Consider the following 20,351-nt stretch of genomic DNA (forward strand, 5'->3'; position numbering starts at 1 on the left):
ATGTTATTTCAACGTTAAGTTTTAACCGACTGTAACCATAAATTCGATACCAAGATGAAATATACGGATAGAGTTAATTTCATTTACTTCTGAAAAATATAATGTAGCAAAACTCGTAAAGCAATTTACGCCTCACGAGCTTTCAAAACTCTAAGGTTAACCTATTTGGTTTTGTTCTTTTAACCTCTTTAGTTGGTTAATAGCACTGAACTTAGCACGCGTCTGTACATACTTCGCCAAGGCTCTCTCTTGGATATGAGCCACCCTGATGGCACCAAGTACATTTACCTCCAATGGCGCATCAATCGAAAAAACCATCGTTGGAATATCTGATACAAGGTTGTGATAGCCATTGTTAGCTAGGATATCGCACTCGTAACTCTTACTTATCAAGTTGCAAGATATACAGATATTTACATATTTGAGTTTTCCTATAATAAAGAAGTTAGAGTCATCACTCCCACGCTGAACTTCAGTGAACCCAAACTCCTGCAAAGAAGCAGTAATCGTTTCAGTATGCTGTTCAACGAAAGAACTCATAATTTTTCCCTTTGCTTGGCACAAAATCGGTACCTTATTTGATACCACGCTTTATCCTGACGGGCAGTGGCTTGCTCTACGGCCTTCTTCCAGTAAATAGATGCTTCATTAAATTGACGCTGTCTCTCTAACTTTGAAGCGGTCTCTGCATACTTCTCGATATCAGTCAAAATTAAACCCTCAGCTAAATATAGATTGGGGTACCTTTGTCAAAGCAGTAGCCTTGATATCCCCAAAAGAATCGATTTAAGCCAACTAACATTTTGAATATCGACGTAGACTCAACATGTTCCATGATTATTTTTTCCGGCCTTACCTGTGCGAAGGTTTCAAGCATATCCACTTCTCTTGCCGAACTGGGAGATTGAATTTTGATGAACTCGTATAAGTTCATATCCAATTCATTAGCACGAAAGTCCGACTTGTAAATATCGTAATCATCCGCTGCCGTCACTACGCCATTCTGTTTTAGCAGAGTAAGCCCCTCTATGATTCGTACGCAGCTGCCACACACGTTTCGTTCAGTCATTTCCACAACTAGCCCAATTTGTTTTTCTAATAGATAGCTATTTAACTCAATAAGTCTCGCTAACAAGGTAATATCACATAGATTGCTTCGCTCTATGTTGAGAAAGATATACTTCCCAGACCAATCACATTCAAACCTACCATTCTCAACGGCGACTTTTATTCGTTCTAGCAAATAATTAGCTGATGATGAAAACGTTAAGTCACTATGAACATTGGGACCAAGCAAAGTTTCTCGACTTCTTATTTGGTCAATTAGAACCTCATACCCTATACATTGCCCACTTGCACTATATATACCTTGCATTTTGTACTGGTAATTTGCGCTGCTATGCTTGATTCCTTTAATAAATCTGTCAATTTGCACACACATAAATGGCGTTCTCCCCTTCTACGAGTGCGTAGCCTACGCCCCGTATGCTTATAATCCTTATATTTTTATCTGCCAGATTCCTTCTCGTGCAGTACACCAATTGGAGCAAACTACTTTCGCTTATTGGTTCTCCGTCCCAAACAAAATCAACAATCTCATTTTTCGATAGAACCACACCTTGAGGTGTTTGGTTTAAGCAGCAAAGCATTCTTAAACATGTCTCACTCCATACTCGATTGCTTTTTCGGTCTATTACTTTGTTCTTTCTCTTCTCTAATTGAAGATCAAACCGGTACTCAATATTCTTAATTCGAATACAGTTAAAACATTCAAGACTTTTAAGACATTCCATTAGTTACTCCCCCGTAAGCGAAAATGCTAACAAACAGACCAACTGACATGACGTTTAATGATTATTATTATTTAGAGCAAGAATTCTATTTTAGGGCAGGAGCAAAGTGCGAGCTAAAAATATACACAGATCACATTACACAACTACACTAATAACATTAAAATCAATAACAACTCAATTTAAACCAATGTTAGAACAAAAGGTAATGGAGTGTCGGAATAAGTAATATTACGTCATAGAGAAATAAAAACCTCCGTATGGGATGCTGAATAATTAACAGTTAATAGGCTAGAAAAAATTAAAAATAGTCCACATTCACCATAAGAACTATGTATTCTGGTAAATATAATGTTCATATTTGGATATATATAACCACATGGCGTCATGTAAAAATTAAAGATCACTGAGGGCGAGCCGTACTTCTCAGCGTTTTTGAAGGGGAACTTTGCCAAAAAAGAACGGCATAGTTAGTTATTTGAAGAGTATCTAAGTTATGTGAATTATGGTTATCTATCTTGGGGATAACAAATAAATCACGGTTAGGCTTAAAACAGTTACTATTTGGAACATGAGTTTTTTACATACGAAAAAGCCCGCTTCAGAGAAGCGGGCTTTCGAAAATTTGGTGGGTCCGGGCGAACTCGAATCGCCGACCCCTACCATGTCAAGGTAGTACTCTAACCAACTGAGCTACGGACCCAAATTTTGTGTTCCCTTTGAATCGTGATTCAAAGTGAGGATGGTGGGTCCGGGCGAACTCGAATCGCCGACCCCTACCATGTCAAGGTAGTACTCTAACCAACTGAGCTACGGACCCATCGTCTTTGGAACGAGATGGATATTAACGAGAGATACCAAGCTGTGCAAGTAGATTTTTGTGTTTTTGGTATCGTTTGGCTTAGAAGCCATCAATTCGACTCTTTTTTATGCTTTTAACCAGTAAAAATGTGAATTACATCAGTTTGTTGAACCTAATGGTACTACGTATTTATTCCTCATCATCGAAAACGACGTTGTAGTTTTCGGTGTATTGGCATAATGGTTGGCGACTACAAGTGAAGAAGCGTCGTCCTTTGAAATCGCCTTGGGTTGCCGTCTTTATCGTCATAGGGCTACCACAACGTTTACAGAAACGGACTTCTTTTTCGGGTTCAATAAGATCAATATGTGCAGCAAGCAAACGTCTTATCTTACTGACTTGGTAGCTCAACTTAACAGATGCACCTATTAGTGGGATATTTGCAGATTTACACACTTGCATAATCAGCTTTTGACGTTCGACTTTGCCTTTATCCAACTTTTGACCATTGTCGTACTCGATCACGACTCTGGGCTGCATCGTTCTCGGATCGCAAATAACAAAATCGAAGTAGCTTTTGGCAATCACGTTGTTAGCAATGAACCATTGCTTCTTATTACTAATGTTCTGAGGAGTCACTACATTAGCCATGCTGACCTTAGTTAAGATGACACCATGCTCCCCTACAGCTTCTTTTAATGCATTATAGAAAGCTGTTTGTGCCGAAGAGAGAATTGGTCCCTTCACTTTGTACTGATACGATCTTGTGTCTTCCTGCTTTACAAAATATTTCTGAGCAACAAGGAACAACCCCACCAGTAACGCTAATACAATGAATATCTCAAACATTGACGCAGTAATACCTAGAATTAATGAACATGTTCGTTTCCAGAGTATTCGCAATAGGATATAGATGCAATCATTGTAAGCTGAACTCTGATTTTTGTCGTATATTCTATTTAGAAAGAGTCAGTTAGGTATTAAAAGGAGTCTACCTTGATAAAAATAATTCTTCGCTATTTTGTGGTGAGCTTACCACTGTTGTTACTCGGTTGTACTGGCATTCCCGACAAAGTACAGCCCGTTACAGGTTTCGATCTCGACCGCTATCTTGGCAAATGGTACGAGGTGGCTCGACTGGACCATAGCTTCGAGCGGGGGCTAGACAATGTGACCGCTACCTACTCATTGAATGACGATGGCTCTGTAAAAGTGCTAAATCGTGGTTGGGACACAAAAGAGCAGGAATGGTCGGAAGCGGAAGGCAAAGCAAAATTTGTCTCGTCACCCGATATCGCGCACCTTAAAGTGTCTTTCTTCGGACCTTTTTATGGTAGCTATGTGGTCTATTATTTAGAACCAGATTATTCTGCTGCACTAGTCAGTGGCTACAATTCCGATTACTTTTGGATTTTATCGAGAACGCCTACCATCAAGGAAGCAAAGTTAGACCAGTATTTGAAAATCGCTTATGAAGCCGGATTCGACACATCGGCGCTTATCTTCCCTAAACACGATAAGCCTAAGCAAAATTAACGGGCAGTCAGCACGGACTTAAACATCCCTTTAAGTTTGATTTTCGTTACCCGCCAATGAGTCACTGGTCTCATTGGCGCGGTGTCAAGAATATGCTCTTTTGCACGCTCATCAAAAACCACAGGGCCTCGGTGCGCCAACAGAATCTGCTCAGCGTTTAAGTTGTACACTTTCTCCACTGATCTTCGATATTGATTTGGATGAAATATAGGAAATGGTGCGATGAGATGCTGCTTCACTTGCACCATTAAGTCCGCAACATAAACAATCGACTCATTAGGGTTATAGACCGAGATATCTCGGTCTGTGTGACCCGGCGTGTCAAGTATTTGCCAATCAGCAAATAACGGTACAGTATCACCATCAATCAGTTGGTAATCCGCATTTAATGCCTTGTTGTACCATAGGTTTTTTCTAGGTTGCCCTAACCGCTTCGCCATATACCAAGCCAACACTAAGTCTGTAACATGCATCAAAAAGCCATCTATCCCGGAATACCAATCGCGCTCTTTCGCCGCTGAGACAATTTTAGCTCCTGTAATAGCTTTGAGCCGATGAGCAGCTCCAGCGTGGTCTGGGTGCATATGGGTCACGACGATAACTTTTAAATCAGAAACTTGCCTCTGTAAATCATCGGTGATAAAACGCAGTATAGTGCCCACGTCAGCTCGGCTTGCACCGTCTAACAAGAGCAATTTATCTGGGTACTCAACCAAATAGATTTGTTGTATATATCCTTTAATTTGATGAATCTTCATCTTTCACTGACTGGTCTGATGTCTTTTCACCAAGATAGCCTTCAGGTAACATTTTTGCAACATAAACATCATTCATCTATGTTGAATTGATAAGTGTCTAGGAATATTTATGAGCACATTAATTGCGGGTCATCGCGGTGTTGCTGGAACCCATCCAGAAAACACCCTAGCAAGTATTCAAGCAGCAAAAAGAGCGGGCCTCACCTGGGTTGAAGTGGATGTTCAACCGACTAAAGATGACATACTAGTGGTTTGTCACGACCACACTATTAACCGATGCAGTAATGGTACTGGCAGAATCGATGAATTAACATTCGAACAACTTAGTCAGTTCGACTTTGGGTCATGGAAAGCACCACAGTTTGCTGGTGAGCGACTGATGAGCTTCGATGAATTACTCAACTACTGTCAGACTAACCAGCTGAGCATCAATATTGAGGTCAAGGTTGATAAACATGAAGCGGAGCACGTCGTTGCTCTACTTGCAGAGCGGCTCAATGCCAGTGAGATAGACAGAAATCAGTTGCTTATCTCAAGTTTTAGTCGTGAGGTAATGCTCGCACTGTATCAAGAAAAACTTGGCGTGCGCCTAGGTGTGCTAGGTAACCGGCTTAATAACCGTCTTTTAAAAACTATTGATGAGGTAGAGGCATTCAGCTGCCATCTCAATTATCGTTGGCTTACCCAAAAGCACATTAGAACGTTGCGAGACCGTGGCTTACAGATCTGGTGCTATACCGTTAATAACCCGAAATCTTTTAAGCATTTACAACAAGTTGATGCAATTTTCAGTGACTACCCGCAGCGATTTATGAACTTACTTTAGTGGGCTTCATTGACGCAACCATATAGTCAATAAATGCTCGTCTTCGGGCGGGCATAAACTTTGACTGGGGAAATTGCATCACTATTTCCCCTTGATACCGAGAATTAATATGCCATTCCGGTAACACCTGTAAGACGTCACCTTCTCTCAAAGCTTTTTCCACCACAAATTCTGGGAAGATACCAATACCAATTCCACTTTTCACTGCATTTAACCGCATCTCGGAGTGGTTAACTGAGTAACGGCCGTCAACTTGAACTTTAACGTTTTCCCCATCCTTATTGAAAAGCCATACATTATCGTTTGGTTGTTCATTGAGAAATAAGCAATTGTGATTCAATAAGTTATTTGGATGGAACGGAATACCATGCTCTTGAAGGTATGATTTGCTTGCACACAGCACGGCTTTGATTTCACCAAGTGTTTTTGCTACCAAATTTTCTCTTGGGAAGTGTGTCAGCTCGAAAACGATATCTAGGTTGTGACCAAAAGGGTCAACGAACTCATCACTAACCAATAGGCGAAGTTTTACCTTCGGGTACAAATCGAGAAACGGCAGCATTAATGGCTCTAAAATGTGGCGACTGAAAGCTTTGGGAGCTGAAATCCTTAGTTCGCCTTGGGCTTCTCCCCCTTCCTGACTGGCAATATTGGCGATATCAGAAGCAGACTCCATGATTTTCTTACTGAACTCGTACACTACCTTGCCAGTGTCTGTTGTTACCTGTTTTCTCGTTGTTCGTTCAAGTAGGTCAGCATTAAGCGCAGCCTCAAGTCGACTTATTTGGCGGCTTACTCCTGATGGCGTCATACCCAACCTCTGCGAGGCGGCGGTGAAGCTCCCAGCTTCAACAACTGTCACAAACGCAGCAATATCCGGCAAAAGTGCCATGAGTTTATTTGTGTCCATCAGTCATAAGTCCTATGCATTTCGGAAGTATTATCACTTTGTTATTCATAAGTTAGCATATCGATAGAATTATTCACAAAAAATATTTAAGAGCAATTACAAATGGATAGGAATTACGCACAAAGTTTCACAGTGAATTGGGCGGTTATAGGGTTACTCGCGGTATCAATCGTCTGGGGTACCAGTTACGGAACGTCAAAACAGGTTCTTCAAACACTTAGTGTCCCACAACTATTGTTCGCCCGTTTCGCTTTAAGCTGTGCCGTACTAGTCGTAATCCTATATAAGAAAAAGCTCTTCATTGAATTTACTAACAACGCAATTGGCTATTTAAAAGTAGGATTACTTACTGGCGCTATCTTGAGCAGCATATTCATTACCGAAACATGGGCTGTGATGCTCGCTCAAGCAGGACAAGTTGCTGTCCTCATCAGTCTCTGTATCCTGTTCACTCCATTCTTGGAAAAGGTATGGCTTAAGGTTTCATTGCCTAAAGGCTTGGTAGGATACTGTTTTATAGGGGTGGTAGGTGTCGCTTTGCTTTCCAACGTGACTCAACAGGACTTTACCTTCAATTTGGGAGTCGCATTAGTTCTAATCGCGGCCGTACTCAGAGCGATCATGGTTGTTACCTGCCGAAAAGCCTTCACGGGACACGAGTTGAATACCGAATTGATTACTTTTATTCAACTCTCGGTTGTTACTGTCGTAAGCTTGTTATTAATGTTCAAAGAAGGGTCGGCTACCCAGTTTACAACAACTATGATGCAACTTGATTGGGTCACCTCGAGTTGCTTAATATATCTTGCTTTAGGTTGTACCCTTATGGCGTTTTTTCTGCAGAACTACGCCGTCAAGTTTCTTCACGCAAGTCAAGCATCACTTTTGATGGGCACAGAGCCACTATTTGGGTTGATTTTCGCGGCAATTTTCTTGCAAGAGCAACTTACAAACCTTCAATGGTTGGGTAGTTTTCTTATCATTTCCACCACTGTTGCAGCTTGTTACCAATTTTCTAAGCACAAACAGCCTTGATGTCAGTCGATTTACCTAAAATGCGGCACTTTTTTTGATTTACCTCAGGTCTAGCACGTAAACATAGGGTGTAAAGTGAGTGTCCCTGTTTCATAACGTGAAGTAATCCTATGACACTAGTAAATACCGACCGCCTTGTTAACCACTTCTTTGATCTTGTTAAAATCGACAGCGAATCTGGCAATGAAAAAGCCATTGCTGAAGCTATTGCTGAACAGCTGGGTGAGCTAGGTTTCGCCGTAAGCAAACTTCCTGTACCAGAACAGTATACCAATGGGTTTAATGTATATGGTCGCCTTGAAGGTACGCTTGACGGTAGCATTGTATTCAGTGCTCACATGGACACAGTAACTCCAGGTATTGGCATCGAGCCAATCATTGAAGACGGTATTATTCGCTCAAAGGGCGATACGATTCTTGGTGGAGACGACAAGTCTGGTATTGCAGCAGTAATGGAAGCGGTACGTTGTCTTAAAGAGCAAAACCGTGAACATAAAACTATCGAAGTTGCTTTCACCGTTCACGAAGAAGGTGGCCTGTTCGGTTCGGAACACTTCGATATGTCCTACATCCAATCAAACAACGCGATAGTACTTGATACTGGTGGCCCAATCGGAACCATCGTAACGGGTGCTCCGGGCCAACAAAAAATTGTTGCTAAAATCAAAGGTCGCCCAGCTCACGCAGGTCTAGCTCCCGAAGAAGGCATCAGCGCAGCAATGGTTGCCGCAGATGCTATCGCAAACATGAAGCTGCTTCGCATCGATTCAGAAACTACAGCAAACATCGGTTCTGTTAACGGTGGCCAAGCAACTAACATCGTAATGCCAGAGCTAACTGTGGTTGCCGAAGCACGTTCACTAAACAGCGACAAGCTAACCGCTCAAGTTAAGCATATGGTTGATACTTTCCAAGCGTCGGCTGAGAAATTCGGTGCAGAAGTCGAGATCGAATCAACACGTGCCTACGACGCTTTTGTTATCGCAGAAGACGACGCACACGTTCTGAAGGTTAAACAAGTCTTTGAAGCAAACGGCATCGAAGCCAACACAAAACATACTGGTGGTGGTAGTGACGCGAACAACTTCAACGGTAAAGGTCTAACAACTGTAAACCTTTCTACTGGTATGGCAAAAGTTCATACTACTGAAGAGTACATCGCTATTGACGATATGGTGAAAATCACTGACTTCGTTATTGGCTACGTAACGGCTTAAATCTAGCAATAGAACTTAGCGCTGCATTTCACACCTGTGGAATGCAGCGTTTTTTATAGCCCCTCATATTCATCAATGGCTGCACGAGCTTCCACTAAAGTACAACCCGACTCATGCATCAATTCTGCAATGGTTACTTCAGGGTTTCGCTCTAATACTTGTTGAATGGGTGACTTATACTCCGATAACACTTTCTCTATCGCAACCGATATCCAACCTACACTGGCATCTAATGCGAACGACGCCAGTTGTTCTTTGCGACCAGTAACGAGCCAATTGCGTGAGCGGCGGATGCGTTTGAGCGTGCATCCGGATTGGGAAGCGCTTGCGATAACCTGTGCTTTATCCTCAACTCGATGGACGAAGCTATTAAGACGAACTGATATTAAAAGCCGCGATTTTTCCAAAACTGACCTTCATCTCTTGCTGTTACTTTGAACTTCTTCTCCGCAACCACACGTCCTTGCATTTCAAGTACCATGCGCCACTCCCCTAGATTGCTTTCAAAGCCATCGATAGGGTGAAGCAGCTGAATGGTGTCCCCCAGATAGAAGTCCCAATCATTACTGCCGATATGCTCTTCACCATCAAAAGGTTCCAACACCTGCCCTTTCTTACCAAGGATGCCAGGATGGTAAATACAGTATCGAACGCGCTCCCCTTTGGCCTTTTTGATATTAACAATAAAGCCAAATTCAATGTGCTCATCGGCTGGCACTATGGTGGTGAAATCTTGAATTTTAGGCAGCTCTTTAGAGCCGGAATCCCAAGTGGAATAAATACCATAAGACGTCATTTCGATGACGGGTGAACGTTTAGCCATTGTCCCATTGAGCCTTTAATTTGATCAGCGTTATTTGATACATCATTATCACGACACTGCGCTACATTTCATGCGTTCAGTCTTGCCAGCGAGCACGCATTTTAGCAATGACAGCATCACTAACTCCATGGATATTTTGGTATTTACCGTTACAAACGATAATTTCCAAATCCGCATTGAATTGCTGCGCTAGCGTTTTATACGCCTTCATTTCCCAACGTCGCACGAAGGTATTTGCCACTACTACATTCTCACCTTTGGCAAGAGCCAGTTCGACCTGCTTCTGGCACCACAAATGTGCTTGTTCAATCAAGTCAGGATCATAGCAGTAGTCTCCGTGAACATTAACAAAATACATGTCGGCTTCGAAATGTTGTGCATCATATGTCTTTGCTAACGTTGTTTTTCCTGAGCCAGGTAAGCCACGGATTAGCGTCAATTTCAATTGCTGGTACCTTCAAACATATAGAACCAAGCATTGTACCCAATTTCAGGCTCAGTACACGGTTTGATTCGTTGGTCATACTCGAATTGAACTAAAATTAACTATCGACAAGCAAAAACGTTTGCGTTAACTTTAGATGTATAGACGTCCAGATGACCAAACATTAGCTTAGGGAGAAAGCTGTGCCAATTAAGATTCCCGATCAACTGCCTGCATCCAACGTATTGAGAAACGAAAATATCTTCGTGATGTCGGAGACGCGTGCTGCCACGCAGGAAATTCGACCACTCAAAGTACTGATCCTCAATTTGATGCCAAAGAAAATTGAAACGGAAACCCAGTTCCTAAGATTGCTTTCTAATAGTCCACTACAAGTTGATGTCGAGCTGCTGCGCATTGATGACAGACCAAGCAAGAACACACCAACGGAACACCTAGATACCTTCTACCGTCAGTTTGAAACGATCAAAGATCGTAACTTCGATGGACTTATTATTACCGGAGCACCACTCGGTCTAGTTCAATTTGAAGACGTGATTTACTGGGAACATCTGCAAACCATTATGAATTGGGCCAACAAGCACGTGACCTCTACCTTGTATGTGTGCTGGGCGGCTCAAGCGGGACTGAAGCTGTTATTCGACCTGCCGAAAAGAACTCGCAAAGAGAAATTGTCCGGTGTTTACCACCATACTATTCAGCATCAATACCACCCGCTACTGCGTGGTTTTGATGATTCTTTCCTTGCCCCCCATTCGCGCTATGCGGATTTCTCGCCCGAGTATCTGGAGTCACATACGGATCTAGATATCCTAGCGACCTCAGATGTAGCAGGTGTCTACCTTGCGGCAACCAAGGACAAACGAAATGTATTTGTGACAGGTCACCCTGAGTACGACTCACACACTCTACACGGCGAGTATGTCCGTGACCTTGGTGAAGGTATGGAGCCCGCAATTCCGGTCAATTATTATCCGAACAACAACCCTGATAATAAACCTATTGCGAGCTGGCGAAGTCATGGGCACTTATTGTTTGCCAACTGGCTCAACTACTGTGTATACCAGCAAACGCCTTACGATTTGGAACACTTCAGTGCAGATGCGTTTACCACAGACGAGTAAGGCAGTCTTGCGACCTACTTTCTAAATCCTATTGCGGCAATATCTACCTATCTCCCCAGCTATTGGGGAGATATCATCTGCTTTCCTACGATTTTACTTCGCCAATAACGCTACTTTTTTCAAAAAGCTATCACGCAAGTGTTCTTGGTCGTATTCCAAATGATAGGTATTGTGAAAGCCCACTTTCAGCTCTACACCATTACCTCTCATATACACGTTATAACCATCATAATCTGAGAACGCTTCAACACCGCCATAGATCTTGCCAAACTCTGTATCAGCGCCATGTTCCATTATGTTGTCGTAGGCTTGAAGTACTTTTCCGGGGTCCAGTTCGTTTTTCATCGCTGCCTCCTAATAAACAAAGCCACACTAAAAGTGTGGCTTATGAATATGCAGAGCGCCAATTTTATCCGACTATTGCGTGAGCTGTCCGATCTTATTCATCACGTAGAACTCGACGTAAAATTTTACCTACGTTGGTTTTTGGCAGCTCATCTCTAAACTCAATTACTTTAGGGATCTTGTATCCTGTGAGGTGTTGACGACAGTGCTTTTTAATGTCATCAACGGTAACTGGACCACTAGTCACTACGATTAACTTGACGCGTTCCCCAGCTACATCATCAGGCACGCCTACCGCTGCAGCCTCAACAATTTTCGAGTGTAGCGTCGCTACCTCTTCAATTTCCGTTGGGAACACATTGAATCCAGAAACCAAAATCATATCTTTCTTACGGTCTTCGATATAAAAGATACCGTCTTCGTCCATACGACCAATATCGCCCGAATACAACCAGCCATCTTTGGTTAAGATAGCGTTGGTTTCCGCTTCTTGCTTCCAATAGCCTTTCATTACTTGGTCACCACGGATTTGAATCTCTCCGACTTCATTTACACCCAGTGGCTGACCGTTTTCATCTACGATACGCAGTTCGGTACTTGGCAAGGGCACTCCTACCGCAGGCACGTAGGACTGCTGCGTATGAACACCACCTGCGACTACAGGCGAGCATTCCGTCAAACCGTAGCCTTCAATGATTGGCATCCCTGTAACCTTTTGCCATTCGTCTGCGATGTGTTTTTGAGTAGCCATGCCACCAGCAATGGTGAACTCAGCATTGGAGAAATCCAACTCTCTAAATTTGGCGTGATTGTTCAATGCAGCAAATAACGTATTAAGCCCAAATATCATCGTGAACGGATATTTACTTAAGTCATTGACAAAACTATTCAAATCACGAGGATTCGTGATCAAAAGATTGCTACCACCCATGTACATCATCAACATCATACTGACTGAATTGGCAAAGATGTGGTAAAGCGGTAAAGGAGTTACCGCACGCTCTTTGTCTTTCGAGGTTCTAGGACCGAAATGGCCATAGACTTGCAGCACGTTCGCAATGATGTTTCTGTGGGTTAGCATTGCGCCTTTCGCAAGACCTGTGGTGCCGCCAGTGTACTGCAGATAAGCAAGGTCACTGCTTTCAATCACAGGAGGGTTAAAGTCCATACGTTTACCGTCAGTAAGCGCACGTCTCAATGAAATCGCCCCTGGCAAATGGTACTTAGGCACCATTTTTTTCACGTACTTAACCACAAAATTCACTAGCGTTCGTTTATGTGGCGCAAGTTCATCACCAATGCTCGTCAAGATGACATGCTTGATGCTGGTCTTAGCAATCACCTGTTGTAAGCTGTTGCCAAAGTTAGTCACTGCCACAATGATCGTCGCACCCGAGTCACGCAACTGATGCTCAAGTTCTCTTGGCGTATAAAGTGGGTTGACGTTAACCACAACAAGTCCTGCCTTCAATGCACCAAGAATGGTGATCGGATATTGCAGTAAGTTCGGCATCATCAGAGCAATTCTATCGCCCTTTTTCGCCCTAAGTTCGTTCTGAAGATAGGCAGCAAAGGCATCACTTTTCTCGTTTAAATCGCGATACGTGAGTGAATGTCCCATGTTGACAAACGCTGTGTTGTCCGCGAATTGCTCGAACGGCTTAACGAACATCTCATTGATGTTGTCGTATTGGTCGATATCGACAAACTCAGGAACATCATCGGGGTACGTCTTTAACCAAGGTTTGTTATTTGTGCTCATTGCTATTACACCTATTTATTTTGTCTCGAGTACTCTAACGAAGTTCACACAATAGATATAGATTAGAGTCATTATTCTATCTTAACTGGCTACTTTATAAGCAAAATGATTTGCACGCACTACACAACCATCATTGAGTTTTGACGATTCGCTCGCACAGTTACCCCGTTTTCCTACGTTAGTTCCGGCATCTACTTATGATGATCGGAACAAAATCACAGTATGACATTTAGGAATTTGGGACAGAACTATGAAAATCCATACTCATATCGTAATGCTCGCATCGATGACATTAAGTGGTTGTGTTACCGTGCATGAGGATAATAGCAATGCTCAACACAGCCCCATAGATATGGCTGATACACGTATTGCTTTGGGTCTTAACTACGTCAAACTTGAACAGTATTCCAAAGCACGTCAAAGCTTAGAAAAAGCCATGAAATATGCACCCCACTACTACAAAAGCAGTTTGTCTTTAGCGTACTATCTCGATGTAGTCGGAGAAGTTGATAGAGCGGCAGAGCTATACAAGAAAACACTTGATGAACATCCAAACAACGGCAATGTTTACAATAACTATGGTACTTTTTTGTGTAAGCAAGGGGAATTTCAAAGGGCTGATGTCTTATTTAATCAAGCGATCGACAAGCCTAATTATTATGCTGTCGCCGAAACCTATGAAAATGCGGGGTTATGCGCTCTAAAAGCGCGAAAGAGTCATCAAGCCAAATACTATTTCAGCAAGTCAGTTGAACACCAACCGCTGCGTCCAACCTCTAGTTTGCAATTAGCGGCGTTAGAAATAGAACAGGACCAATTGCATCAAGCTCGATTGAGATTGCTCGACTTTAGCCAACGTTATGGTTATCAGCGAAACAACCTCGTGTTATTAATCGAGCTTGAGCGAAAATCGGAGAACTGGATGTTAGTCAACAAGTACCAAGCGTTGCTTGAGCAAGTTAACGTATTAAAGTAGTGCTTTGACCCTATCTTGTCTTTCTTCTGCCGACATGAACGTCCATGCCAAGAAACGACTTTTCTTCTGCCCTTGTGCCATTTCTTGAATCACAATTTCAGAGACACCTAGTTTTTCTAGACGCTTTCTAAGTGGGCGGATATTGTCTTTTTTGGACAGTAAGGTGCTAAACCAAATCACTTGTGATGCAAAGTCTTTACTTTCCTGAGCCATATTGAGGACAAATGCTTCCTCTCCTCCGGGACACCACAGTTCTGCATTTTGTCCGCCAAAATTGAGCTTCCCATTCAACTTGGTTGCACCGGACTGACCACGCGACTTTTGGTTTTTCGAGAGATTGTTGTTTTTTCGCTCTGTGCCTTTTTGCGCGTCTTCCATCGATTTATGGAAAGGCGGATTGCAAGTGGTCGCGACGAAGAAATCATCAGGAGCAATCACACCAGCAAAGATATGATTGCTGTTTTGCTGATGACGAATCTCAATTTTCCGCGCCAGTTTGTCGTTATTATTGACGATTTCTTTGGCACAACTCACCGAGACAGGGTCGATATCCGACCCTATCCAATTCCAGTGATGACGCGTCGCACCAACAATCGGATAGATGCAGTTTGCGCCAGTGCCAATATCAAGCGCTTTAACCTTAAGACGAGCTTTCTCAGACTGCTCTCGCATTAAGTCATATTGCAGCCACTCATTAAGTCGATGTACATAATCTGCTCTGCCGGGGATAGGAGGACACAAGTAACTCTCAGGAATGTCCCAAAAGTTTATACCATAGTAGGCCTTGAGCAGAGCGCGATTGAGGAGCTTAACCGAAGCAGGATCAGAGAACATAATCGTCGCCTCCCCTTTAGGATTGCTGATAACATAGTCCTTCAGTTCAGGGAGTGCCTGCGTGAGCTCTACAAAATCGTAGCGTCCATGGTGTAAATTGTCTTTGTGAAGACCCTCAGCATGACGCTTAACTAGCGTGGTTTCTGAGCTCACCTTTTTGTTCTTCTTAGTGTGACCCGATTTGCTCTGAGCACGTTTATTGTTGTCGGGCTTCATGCTTAAGTTCCTGATAGATCATAAATAGGCGCGCATCGAACTCTAACTGGTGATAGTCAGGCTCCATATGACAGCATAATTGGTAAAACGATTTGTCGTGCTCTTTTTCTTTGATATGAGCAAGTTCGTGCACCACTAGCATCCGCAACAACGGCTCCGGCGCATGCTTAAACACGCTAGCAATGCGAATTTCGTTCTTAGATTTTAGCTTGCCGCCATGAGAGCGGGACACATAGGTGTGCAAACCAAGCGCGTTATTTATCAAGTGAATTTTGTTGTCCCAAATGACTTTTGAAATCGGCGCTGTTTTTTTCATGTAGCGCTGCTTGATATCCATGGTGTAGTCGAATAAGGCTTTTTCACTTTGGATTTGATGACGTTCGGGATAACGCTTTTCAAACCACGTGACAAAACGTCCGCTTTCTATTAGTGAAGATACTTGTTCAATAAGGTTTTGCGGATACCCCGCAATGTATTTGAGACTACTATTCATCCGCTTTTAGCGCATCCTAGGTTAAGTTTGTCGCCATTCTATAGAAGTCCCTTTTTGAAAGCCATAAGATGGTTCTGCCAATCTAACTGCTCTAAACCAACAAGCAAAAAAGCAGCCGAAAGCTGCTTTTTGATTATTAGTGTCATGGTTAACGATTAAATGGGTTCAATATAATCCACAACCTCCAGACCAAAGCCAGACAGCGAGTGATATTTTTTGTCTGCCGAAGACAGGAGATTCATCTTGGAGACACCGAGGTCAGCAAGGATCTGGGAACCAACTCCTACCTGTCGTGATGAGCTGGTTTTCTTGCTTTGTGGGTAGTTTTCCCCTTGGTCTAACGCCTGATAACGTTTTACTTTTGCTATCTGCGACTCGGTACTATCCTGCCCTTCTAGGATCACCAATACCCCTCCTCGATCAGCAATGGTGGCCATGGCTTTGTTTAGTGTCCATGATGATTGAGATTCGCGAGTAGAGAACAGCACATCTTGGAAAGTGTCTTTCACATGAACTCGAACGTTAGTCGGCTGCTCATCAATACTCCCCTTCACCATGGCGTGATGAATTTGGTTATCCACGGTATCTTTATAAGTCACCATTGAGAACTCACCAAATTCTGTCGGGATCTGACAGCTTGCAACGCGTTTAATGGTCGTTTCTGTCGCGTTTCGGTATTCGATAAGATCGGCAATCGTCCCTAGTTTAATGCCGTGCTTTTCAGCAAACACTTCCAATTGCGGACGTCGAGCCATCGTGCCGTCGTCATTGAGGATTTCAACGATAACTGAAGCTGGCTCGTGACCAGCTAATCTCGCTAAATCGCAGCCTGCCTCTGTATGCCCAGCGCGAACCAACACCCCGCCATCTTTGGCCGCCAACGGGAAAATATGCCCCGGTTGTACTAAGTCTTGAGGTTGCGCACCTTTGGCAACAGCAGCCTGCACAGTCACTGCTCGGTCCTCAGCAGAAATACCAGTCGTGACACCTTGCGCTGCTTCAATCGATACGGTAAACGCGGTTGCCCAAGGCTCAGTAGGATTTTGAACCATAGGGAACAAATTTAACTCTTGGCAACGCTGCTGCGTTAATGTGAGACAAATCAGCCCTCGACCATGGGTTGCCATAAAGTTGATATCTTGGGCTGAGATACATTCAGCCGCCATCATAATATCGCCTTCATTTTCACGATCTTCATCATCCATTAGGATGACCATTTTTCCTTGTTTATAGTCTTCAATGACATCTTTGATACAGCTAATTGGCATAAGAAAACCTATGTTATTGTTCGGCAAGTTGTTGAATGTAGGACACGCTAGATTGTAGTGCTGCTACAATGTTTTCCATACTTTCTGGCGAGCGCCCACGAATTGGGAAGGTGTCTTTGCGTCGATACATACGCAGGGGCTTTTCAATACTGAATGGCAGTTGACGGTTAGCAAGCGTCTGGATAATTGGCTCAAAGTTAATTACCCCCTGCCCTAGCGCTGGGAACGTAAACTTGTCATCATGAATTTGCACATCTTTAATGTGGAAATGCTGACAGAAAGGCAACGCCATCTTAGCTTCTTCACTCGGGCTTAAATTGGGTACAAGAGAGACTGAGTTACCCGGATCGAAATTTAGCGCTAACGCATCATGGTTAACTTCTGAAAGCATTCGAACACCATCGTGGGCCGTCGCAAACGCATTAAAGTTATGATCACCACCATTCTCAATGCAGATGACACAGCCCTTGTCTTTGGCGTATTCCGATAACACTTTAAGATTGGCGATAATGGTTGCACGATCGGCAATGGGACCAGTACAGGTATTAAGGTAAGTCACTCCTAGATGATGCGCAAAATCGATTCTCATCATAAAGTCATCTATCGCACTCGGTGCCGCCAAATTCATGGTACAGCCCAGCGCATCTGATTTAAGTTGCTCTTTCTCTAACAGAGACAATAAGTATTGAGCATGGCTCTCGGAGAACATGTCACTATCAAGTTGACCAACATAGCCTTGGTTGAAGGCAAATTCGACTTTACCTAAGCCCAATTGACTGATTGTTTTCAACGACGTTTTTAAATCATGTCCATCAAAAATTGCCGTATTGATGGCTAATCTATCTAATATTCCCATCACATTAATCCCTTAATTATGTTACTTGGAGCACCTTTTCCCATGTCACTAGCGACACCAACGAGAGCATAGTGGTGAACAGTATCACGCTCGCCGTTGCTTCTTTTGCCACCTGGTATCGCTCAGACAATAAGTACACGTTAATACCCGTTGGTAGACTGGCTAGAATCACCAGGACTTGAACTTCTATTTGAGAAAGTTCAAATACCAAGCTTGCGAAGAGCAGCATTGTTAGTGGAAATACGACGATTTTCACAGTAAGAAGAAGTAACACTTTCTCTTGCATCAATGAGCGGAACGGATAGCAACTTAGGCTTGCACCAAGAATAAATAAAATAACCGGAAGAGCGGCCCAGCCAATGAGCGCGAGGCCATCAACAACTGCCGGATAAAGAGTAATGCCCCATACATTAATCAATAACCCTGTGGCAATTGCGAGTAGAATCGGGTCGGTCACGACTTTTTTATAAGAGTAGAAACCCGGCTCCCCCGAACGAATCATAAGTATGTTGACCATGGGCAACACCACGACCAAATTGGTCACGATAATTCCCATCAAGATCAATTCAGCTTCTGGACCATACAGTGAGAACACCAATGGCACCCCAATACCAACGGCGTTAGGGTACAGCGCAGAAATCGATTTGATCGTCGCCGCCGCTGCAGTGTCATTGCCTTTGACGGAGAGCCAGAAACGGACGGCGAAAAATAAACCTCCCAATCCCAAACCATAGGTAGCTAGTAGCTTTGGTGAAGGAAGTTGAGAGAGGTCAGCCTGAACAAGCGAAGTAAAGAACAAACAAGGCGTGAGATAACTGAAAGCCACATTTCTACTCCAATCAATGCGACTTTTCGTCATGATTGGTAACGTTTTGGCGACTAACAGTCCAAACACAATGAGTGATAGTAACTTCACTTGCTCCATAGTTAGTGCTCCAACTTGCTATTGGCAATACTGAGCAGTTCAACGTAGCCTTCGGCATTCCATGCCGTACGACCAACAAACACGCCATCAATATTGGCTTGGTCTAGTAGCTCTGAGGCATTAGTTAGATTGACGCTGCCACCGTATAGAAGTACCACATTATCCGCGACCTCTTGACCATAGCACTCCACCAGTGCATCACGGATTGCGCAATGTACCTTTTCGGCTTCTTCTTTGGTTGCCGGAGTGCCTCCTTCCCCAATTGCCCATACAGGCTCATAAGCAAGAACAACGTTGGCTACTTTATCTAGAGGAACGTCATACAACGCAATTTTAACCTGACGCACAACAGACTCTACTGATACGCCCCACATCTTTTCCTCTGCGGTGTCACCGACACAAACCAGTGGCGTTAGGCCATGCTTTAAAGCCGCGAGTACTTTAAGATTGACGGTTTTGTCCGTCTCGCCAAACATGGCGCGTCGCTCAGAATGACCGATCTCCACAATAGAGACACCACAATCTTTCAGCATCAATGGTGACACTTCACCGGTAAATGCTCCGCTGTCTTGCCAGCACATATTCTGTGCGCCAAGTTTGAGCGCATCTGCATTTATCGTTTGTGCCATTTGAGAAAGGTAAGGGAATGGCGGAATAACAAAAGGTTGAATTCGGCCATCTGACCGTTCGACCGCCTGTTCCACTGCCGCTGCCCATGACGCTGCCGAGGCAGCGTCTTTGTTCATTTTCCAGCTTGTGCCGACCCAGATTTTCTTCATGCTGGAACCTGCTCGCACGCATACTCAGACATGAACTGTAAGATAAGAGACATAGAAACCGCGCCTGGGTCTGGATGACCCAGTGAACGCTCGCCAAGAGTTTTCGCTTTACCAGTTGTGGCAATCATATCTTTAGTTGCTTCAACACCTTGCTTGGAGGCAGCAGCAATTGCAGGTAGGTTTTTCGTCAAGTCACCAGAAAGTTTTTCAGATGCTTCAACAGCTGCTACTAGGGCATCAATCATCGTCTTGTCCCCTGGTTTTGCACCACCACGGTCATAAACACCTTGCAAGCCGCCGGCTAAGAATGTCGCCAGTGTTTCGGTATCTAGTTGCTCTGCACCTTTGATGGACTTAGCACCGCTACGGAACAAGGTACCGAAGATCGCCCCAGAAGCCCCGCCCATGGTAGCCATCATAGTAGAGCCAATTTTCAGCATCAGCTTACTGACATCTTCTGGTTGAAATTCGTCCGTCAGCAGCGTCTGAACGGCTAGAAAGCCTCGCTCCATACCTATGCCGTGGTCACCATCACCAATCGCTTGATCATACTTAGTCAGCATAGGTTCGCTATCGACCATGTTCTTTGCCACATAAGCCATCATGTTTTTCGCTGTTAATACATCCATTG

Annotated in this window: 25 protein-coding genes and 2 tRNA genes; 6 read left to right on the forward strand and 21 right to left on the reverse strand. The window is 43.6% G+C overall.

From position 1 onward, the window contains the following. Positions 1-156: 156 nt before the first annotated feature. The 7 genes from HOP38_RS09865 to HOP38_RS09895 all read right to left on the reverse strand — a co-directional run bounded on the left by HOP38_RS09865 (position 157) and on the right by HOP38_RS09895 (position 3,441). Positions 157-540 (reverse strand): hypothetical protein, encoded by a 384-nt coding sequence (locus HOP38_RS09865; protein ID WP_006071882.1) that lies wholly within the window; start codon positions 538-540, stop codon positions 157-159. Next, positions 537-710 (reverse strand): ANR family transcriptional regulator, encoded by a 174-nt coding sequence (locus tag HOP38_RS26215; protein WP_006071884.1) that lies wholly within the window; start codon positions 708-710, stop codon positions 537-539. The genes HOP38_RS09865 and HOP38_RS26215 overlap by 4 nt, the downstream gene beginning before the upstream one ends. A 14-nt stretch (positions 711-724) precedes the next feature. Beyond that, positions 725-1,069: a hypothetical protein gene (locus HOP38_RS09875; protein WP_143081534.1), complete on the reverse strand. Its 345-nt coding sequence runs from the start codon at positions 1,067-1,069 to the stop codon at positions 725-727. A gap of 355 nt (positions 1,070-1,424) precedes the next feature. Beyond that, on the reverse strand, positions 1,425-1,793 hold the full coding sequence (locus HOP38_RS26220) for a winged helix-turn-helix domain-containing protein (RefSeq protein ID WP_006071887.1): 369 nt from the start codon (positions 1,791-1,793) through the stop codon (positions 1,425-1,427). A gap of 623 nt (positions 1,794-2,416) precedes the next feature. Further along, positions 2,417-2,493, reverse strand: a tRNA-Val gene (locus HOP38_RS09885). Between the two features lie 40 nt (positions 2,494-2,533). Beyond that, positions 2,534-2,610 (reverse strand) — tRNA-Val (locus tag HOP38_RS09890). A 171-nt stretch (positions 2,611-2,781) separates the two neighbouring features. Further along, on the reverse strand, positions 2,782-3,441 hold the full coding sequence (locus HOP38_RS09895; protein WP_038225778.1) for a DUF2726 domain-containing protein: 660 nt from the start codon (positions 3,439-3,441) through the stop codon (positions 2,782-2,784). Positions 3,442-3,588: 147 nt separating this feature from the next. On the opposite strand from HOP38_RS09895, the gene HOP38_RS09900 reads away from it, so the two are divergent. Further along, complete coding sequence (locus HOP38_RS09900; protein ID WP_198557976.1) at positions 3,589-4,128, forward strand: lipocalin family protein; 540 nt, start codon at positions 3,589-3,591, stop codon at positions 4,126-4,128. On the opposite strand, the gene HOP38_RS09905 is transcribed toward HOP38_RS09900, so the two are convergent. Next, positions 4,125-4,886 carry an MBL fold metallo-hydrolase gene (locus HOP38_RS09905; protein ID WP_124939882.1) on the reverse strand — a complete coding sequence of 254 codons (762 nt, stop codon included), beginning with the start codon at positions 4,884-4,886 and terminating at the stop codon, positions 4,125-4,127. The two genes, HOP38_RS09900 and HOP38_RS09905, sit on opposite strands and share 4 nt — an antisense overlap. A 109-nt stretch (positions 4,887-4,995) precedes the next feature. Between HOP38_RS09905 and HOP38_RS09910 the strand changes: the two genes are divergently transcribed. Then, positions 4,996-5,712, forward strand: coding sequence for a glycerophosphodiester phosphodiesterase family protein (locus HOP38_RS09910; RefSeq protein WP_198557977.1), 717 nt, complete (start codon positions 4,996-4,998; stop codon positions 5,710-5,712). On the opposite strand, the gene HOP38_RS09915 is transcribed toward HOP38_RS09910, so the two are convergent. Further along, positions 5,696-6,622 carry a LysR family transcriptional regulator gene (locus HOP38_RS09915; RefSeq protein ID WP_062457409.1) on the reverse strand — a complete coding sequence of 309 codons (927 nt, stop codon included), beginning with the start codon at positions 6,620-6,622 and terminating at the stop codon, positions 5,696-5,698. The two genes, HOP38_RS09910 and HOP38_RS09915, sit on opposite strands and share 17 nt — an antisense overlap. Before the next feature lie 102 nt (positions 6,623-6,724). Between HOP38_RS09915 and HOP38_RS09920 the strand changes: the two genes are divergently transcribed. Further along, complete coding sequence (locus tag HOP38_RS09920) at positions 6,725-7,657, forward strand: DMT family transporter (RefSeq protein ID WP_124939884.1); 933 nt, start codon at positions 6,725-6,727, stop codon at positions 7,655-7,657. A gap of 110 nt (positions 7,658-7,767) precedes the next feature. Then, on the forward strand, positions 7,768-8,874 hold the full coding sequence (locus HOP38_RS09925) for a M20/M25/M40 family metallo-hydrolase (protein ID WP_062457403.1): 1,107 nt from the start codon (positions 7,768-7,770) through the stop codon (positions 8,872-8,874). Between the two features lie 53 nt (positions 8,875-8,927). Here the strand turns inward: HOP38_RS09925 and HOP38_RS09930 are convergent, their stop codons facing one another. The 3 genes from HOP38_RS09930 to HOP38_RS09940 form a co-directional block, all read right to left on the reverse strand. After that, positions 8,928-9,281: a ribosome recycling factor family protein gene (locus HOP38_RS09930; RefSeq protein WP_031493027.1), complete on the reverse strand. Its 354-nt coding sequence runs from the start codon at positions 9,279-9,281 to the stop codon at positions 8,928-8,930. Beyond that, positions 9,260-9,697 carry a DUF3859 domain-containing protein gene (locus HOP38_RS09935; RefSeq protein WP_006073772.1) on the reverse strand — a complete coding sequence of 146 codons (438 nt, stop codon included), beginning with the start codon at positions 9,695-9,697 and terminating at the stop codon, positions 9,260-9,262. Before HOP38_RS09935 ends, HOP38_RS09930 begins: the two co-directional genes overlap by 22 nt. A 76-nt stretch (positions 9,698-9,773) precedes the next feature. Then, the gene (locus HOP38_RS09940) at positions 9,774-10,142 is read right to left on the reverse strand and encodes an ATP-binding protein (RefSeq protein ID WP_088877588.1); all 369 of its coding nucleotides are present in this window, start codon (positions 10,140-10,142) and stop codon (positions 9,774-9,776) included. Positions 10,143-10,324: 182 nt separating this feature from the next. Between HOP38_RS09940 and metA the strand changes: the two genes are divergently transcribed. Then, on the forward strand, positions 10,325-11,266 hold the full coding sequence (gene metA, locus HOP38_RS09945) for a homoserine O-acetyltransferase MetA (protein ID WP_038225793.1): 942 nt from the start codon (positions 10,325-10,327) through the stop codon (positions 11,264-11,266). A 93-nt stretch (positions 11,267-11,359) separates the two neighbouring features. Here metA and HOP38_RS09950 read toward each other — a convergent pair whose 3' ends face one another. Both HOP38_RS09950 and HOP38_RS09955 read right to left on the reverse strand, forming a co-directional pair. Then, positions 11,360-11,611, reverse strand: a complete 252-nt coding sequence (locus HOP38_RS09950; RefSeq protein WP_006073778.1) for a DUF3081 domain-containing protein — start codon at positions 11,609-11,611, stop codon at positions 11,360-11,362. 94 nt (positions 11,612-11,705) lie between these two features. Then, positions 11,706-13,373, reverse strand: coding sequence for an AMP-binding protein (locus HOP38_RS09955; protein WP_198557978.1), 1,668 nt, complete (start codon positions 13,371-13,373; stop codon positions 11,706-11,708). Positions 13,374-13,623: 250 nt separating this feature from the next. On the opposite strand from HOP38_RS09955, the gene pilW reads away from it, so the two are divergent. After that, a complete protein-coding gene (pilW, locus tag HOP38_RS09960) occupies positions 13,624-14,349 on the forward strand; it encodes a type IV pilus biogenesis/stability protein PilW (protein WP_198557979.1) in 726 nt (241 codons plus the stop codon). Here pilW and rlmF read toward each other — a convergent pair. From rlmF to dhaL, 7 genes are all read right to left on the reverse strand, one after another. Further along, positions 14,341-15,399 carry a 23S rRNA (adenine(1618)-N(6))-methyltransferase RlmF gene (gene rlmF / locus HOP38_RS09965; RefSeq protein WP_198557980.1) on the reverse strand — a complete coding sequence of 353 codons (1,059 nt, stop codon included), beginning with the start codon at positions 15,397-15,399 and terminating at the stop codon, positions 14,341-14,343. The genes pilW and rlmF overlap by 9 nt on opposite strands. Continuing rightward, the gene (locus HOP38_RS09970) at positions 15,380-15,892 is read right to left on the reverse strand and encodes a M48 metallopeptidase family protein (protein WP_031495766.1); all 513 of its coding nucleotides are present in this window, start codon (positions 15,890-15,892) and stop codon (positions 15,380-15,382) included. Before HOP38_RS09970 ends, rlmF begins: the two co-directional genes overlap by 20 nt. A gap of 155 nt (positions 15,893-16,047) precedes the next feature. Further along, complete coding sequence (gene ribB / locus HOP38_RS09975; protein ID WP_124939890.1) at positions 16,048-17,160, reverse strand: 3,4-dihydroxy-2-butanone-4-phosphate synthase; 1,113 nt, start codon at positions 17,158-17,160, stop codon at positions 16,048-16,050. 13 nt (positions 17,161-17,173) lie between these two features. Continuing rightward, entirely contained in the window at positions 17,174-18,016 is an 843-nt protein-coding gene (locus HOP38_RS09980) for a sugar phosphate isomerase/epimerase family protein (protein ID WP_006073790.1), read from the reverse strand. A 16-nt stretch (positions 18,017-18,032) separates the two neighbouring features. Then, positions 18,033-18,941 carry an AEC family transporter gene (locus HOP38_RS09985; RefSeq protein WP_006073791.1) on the reverse strand — a complete coding sequence of 303 codons (909 nt, stop codon included), beginning with the start codon at positions 18,939-18,941 and terminating at the stop codon, positions 18,033-18,035. A gap of 2 nt (positions 18,942-18,943) precedes the next feature. Beyond that, complete coding sequence (locus HOP38_RS09990) at positions 18,944-19,720, reverse strand: triose-phosphate isomerase (protein WP_124939892.1); 777 nt, start codon at positions 19,718-19,720, stop codon at positions 18,944-18,946. Then, positions 19,717-20,349, reverse strand: a complete 633-nt coding sequence (gene dhaL / locus HOP38_RS09995; RefSeq protein ID WP_062457366.1) for a dihydroxyacetone kinase subunit DhaL — start codon at positions 20,347-20,349, stop codon at positions 19,717-19,719. The genes HOP38_RS09990 and dhaL overlap by 4 nt, the downstream gene beginning before the upstream one ends. Between the last annotated feature and the right edge of the window lie 2 nt (positions 20,350-20,351).

Origin of the sequence: Vibrio mediterranei (assembly GCF_013364395.1) — a bacterium.
Taxonomy (GTDB): Bacteria; Pseudomonadota; Gammaproteobacteria; order Enterobacterales; family Vibrionaceae; genus Vibrio; species Vibrio mediterranei.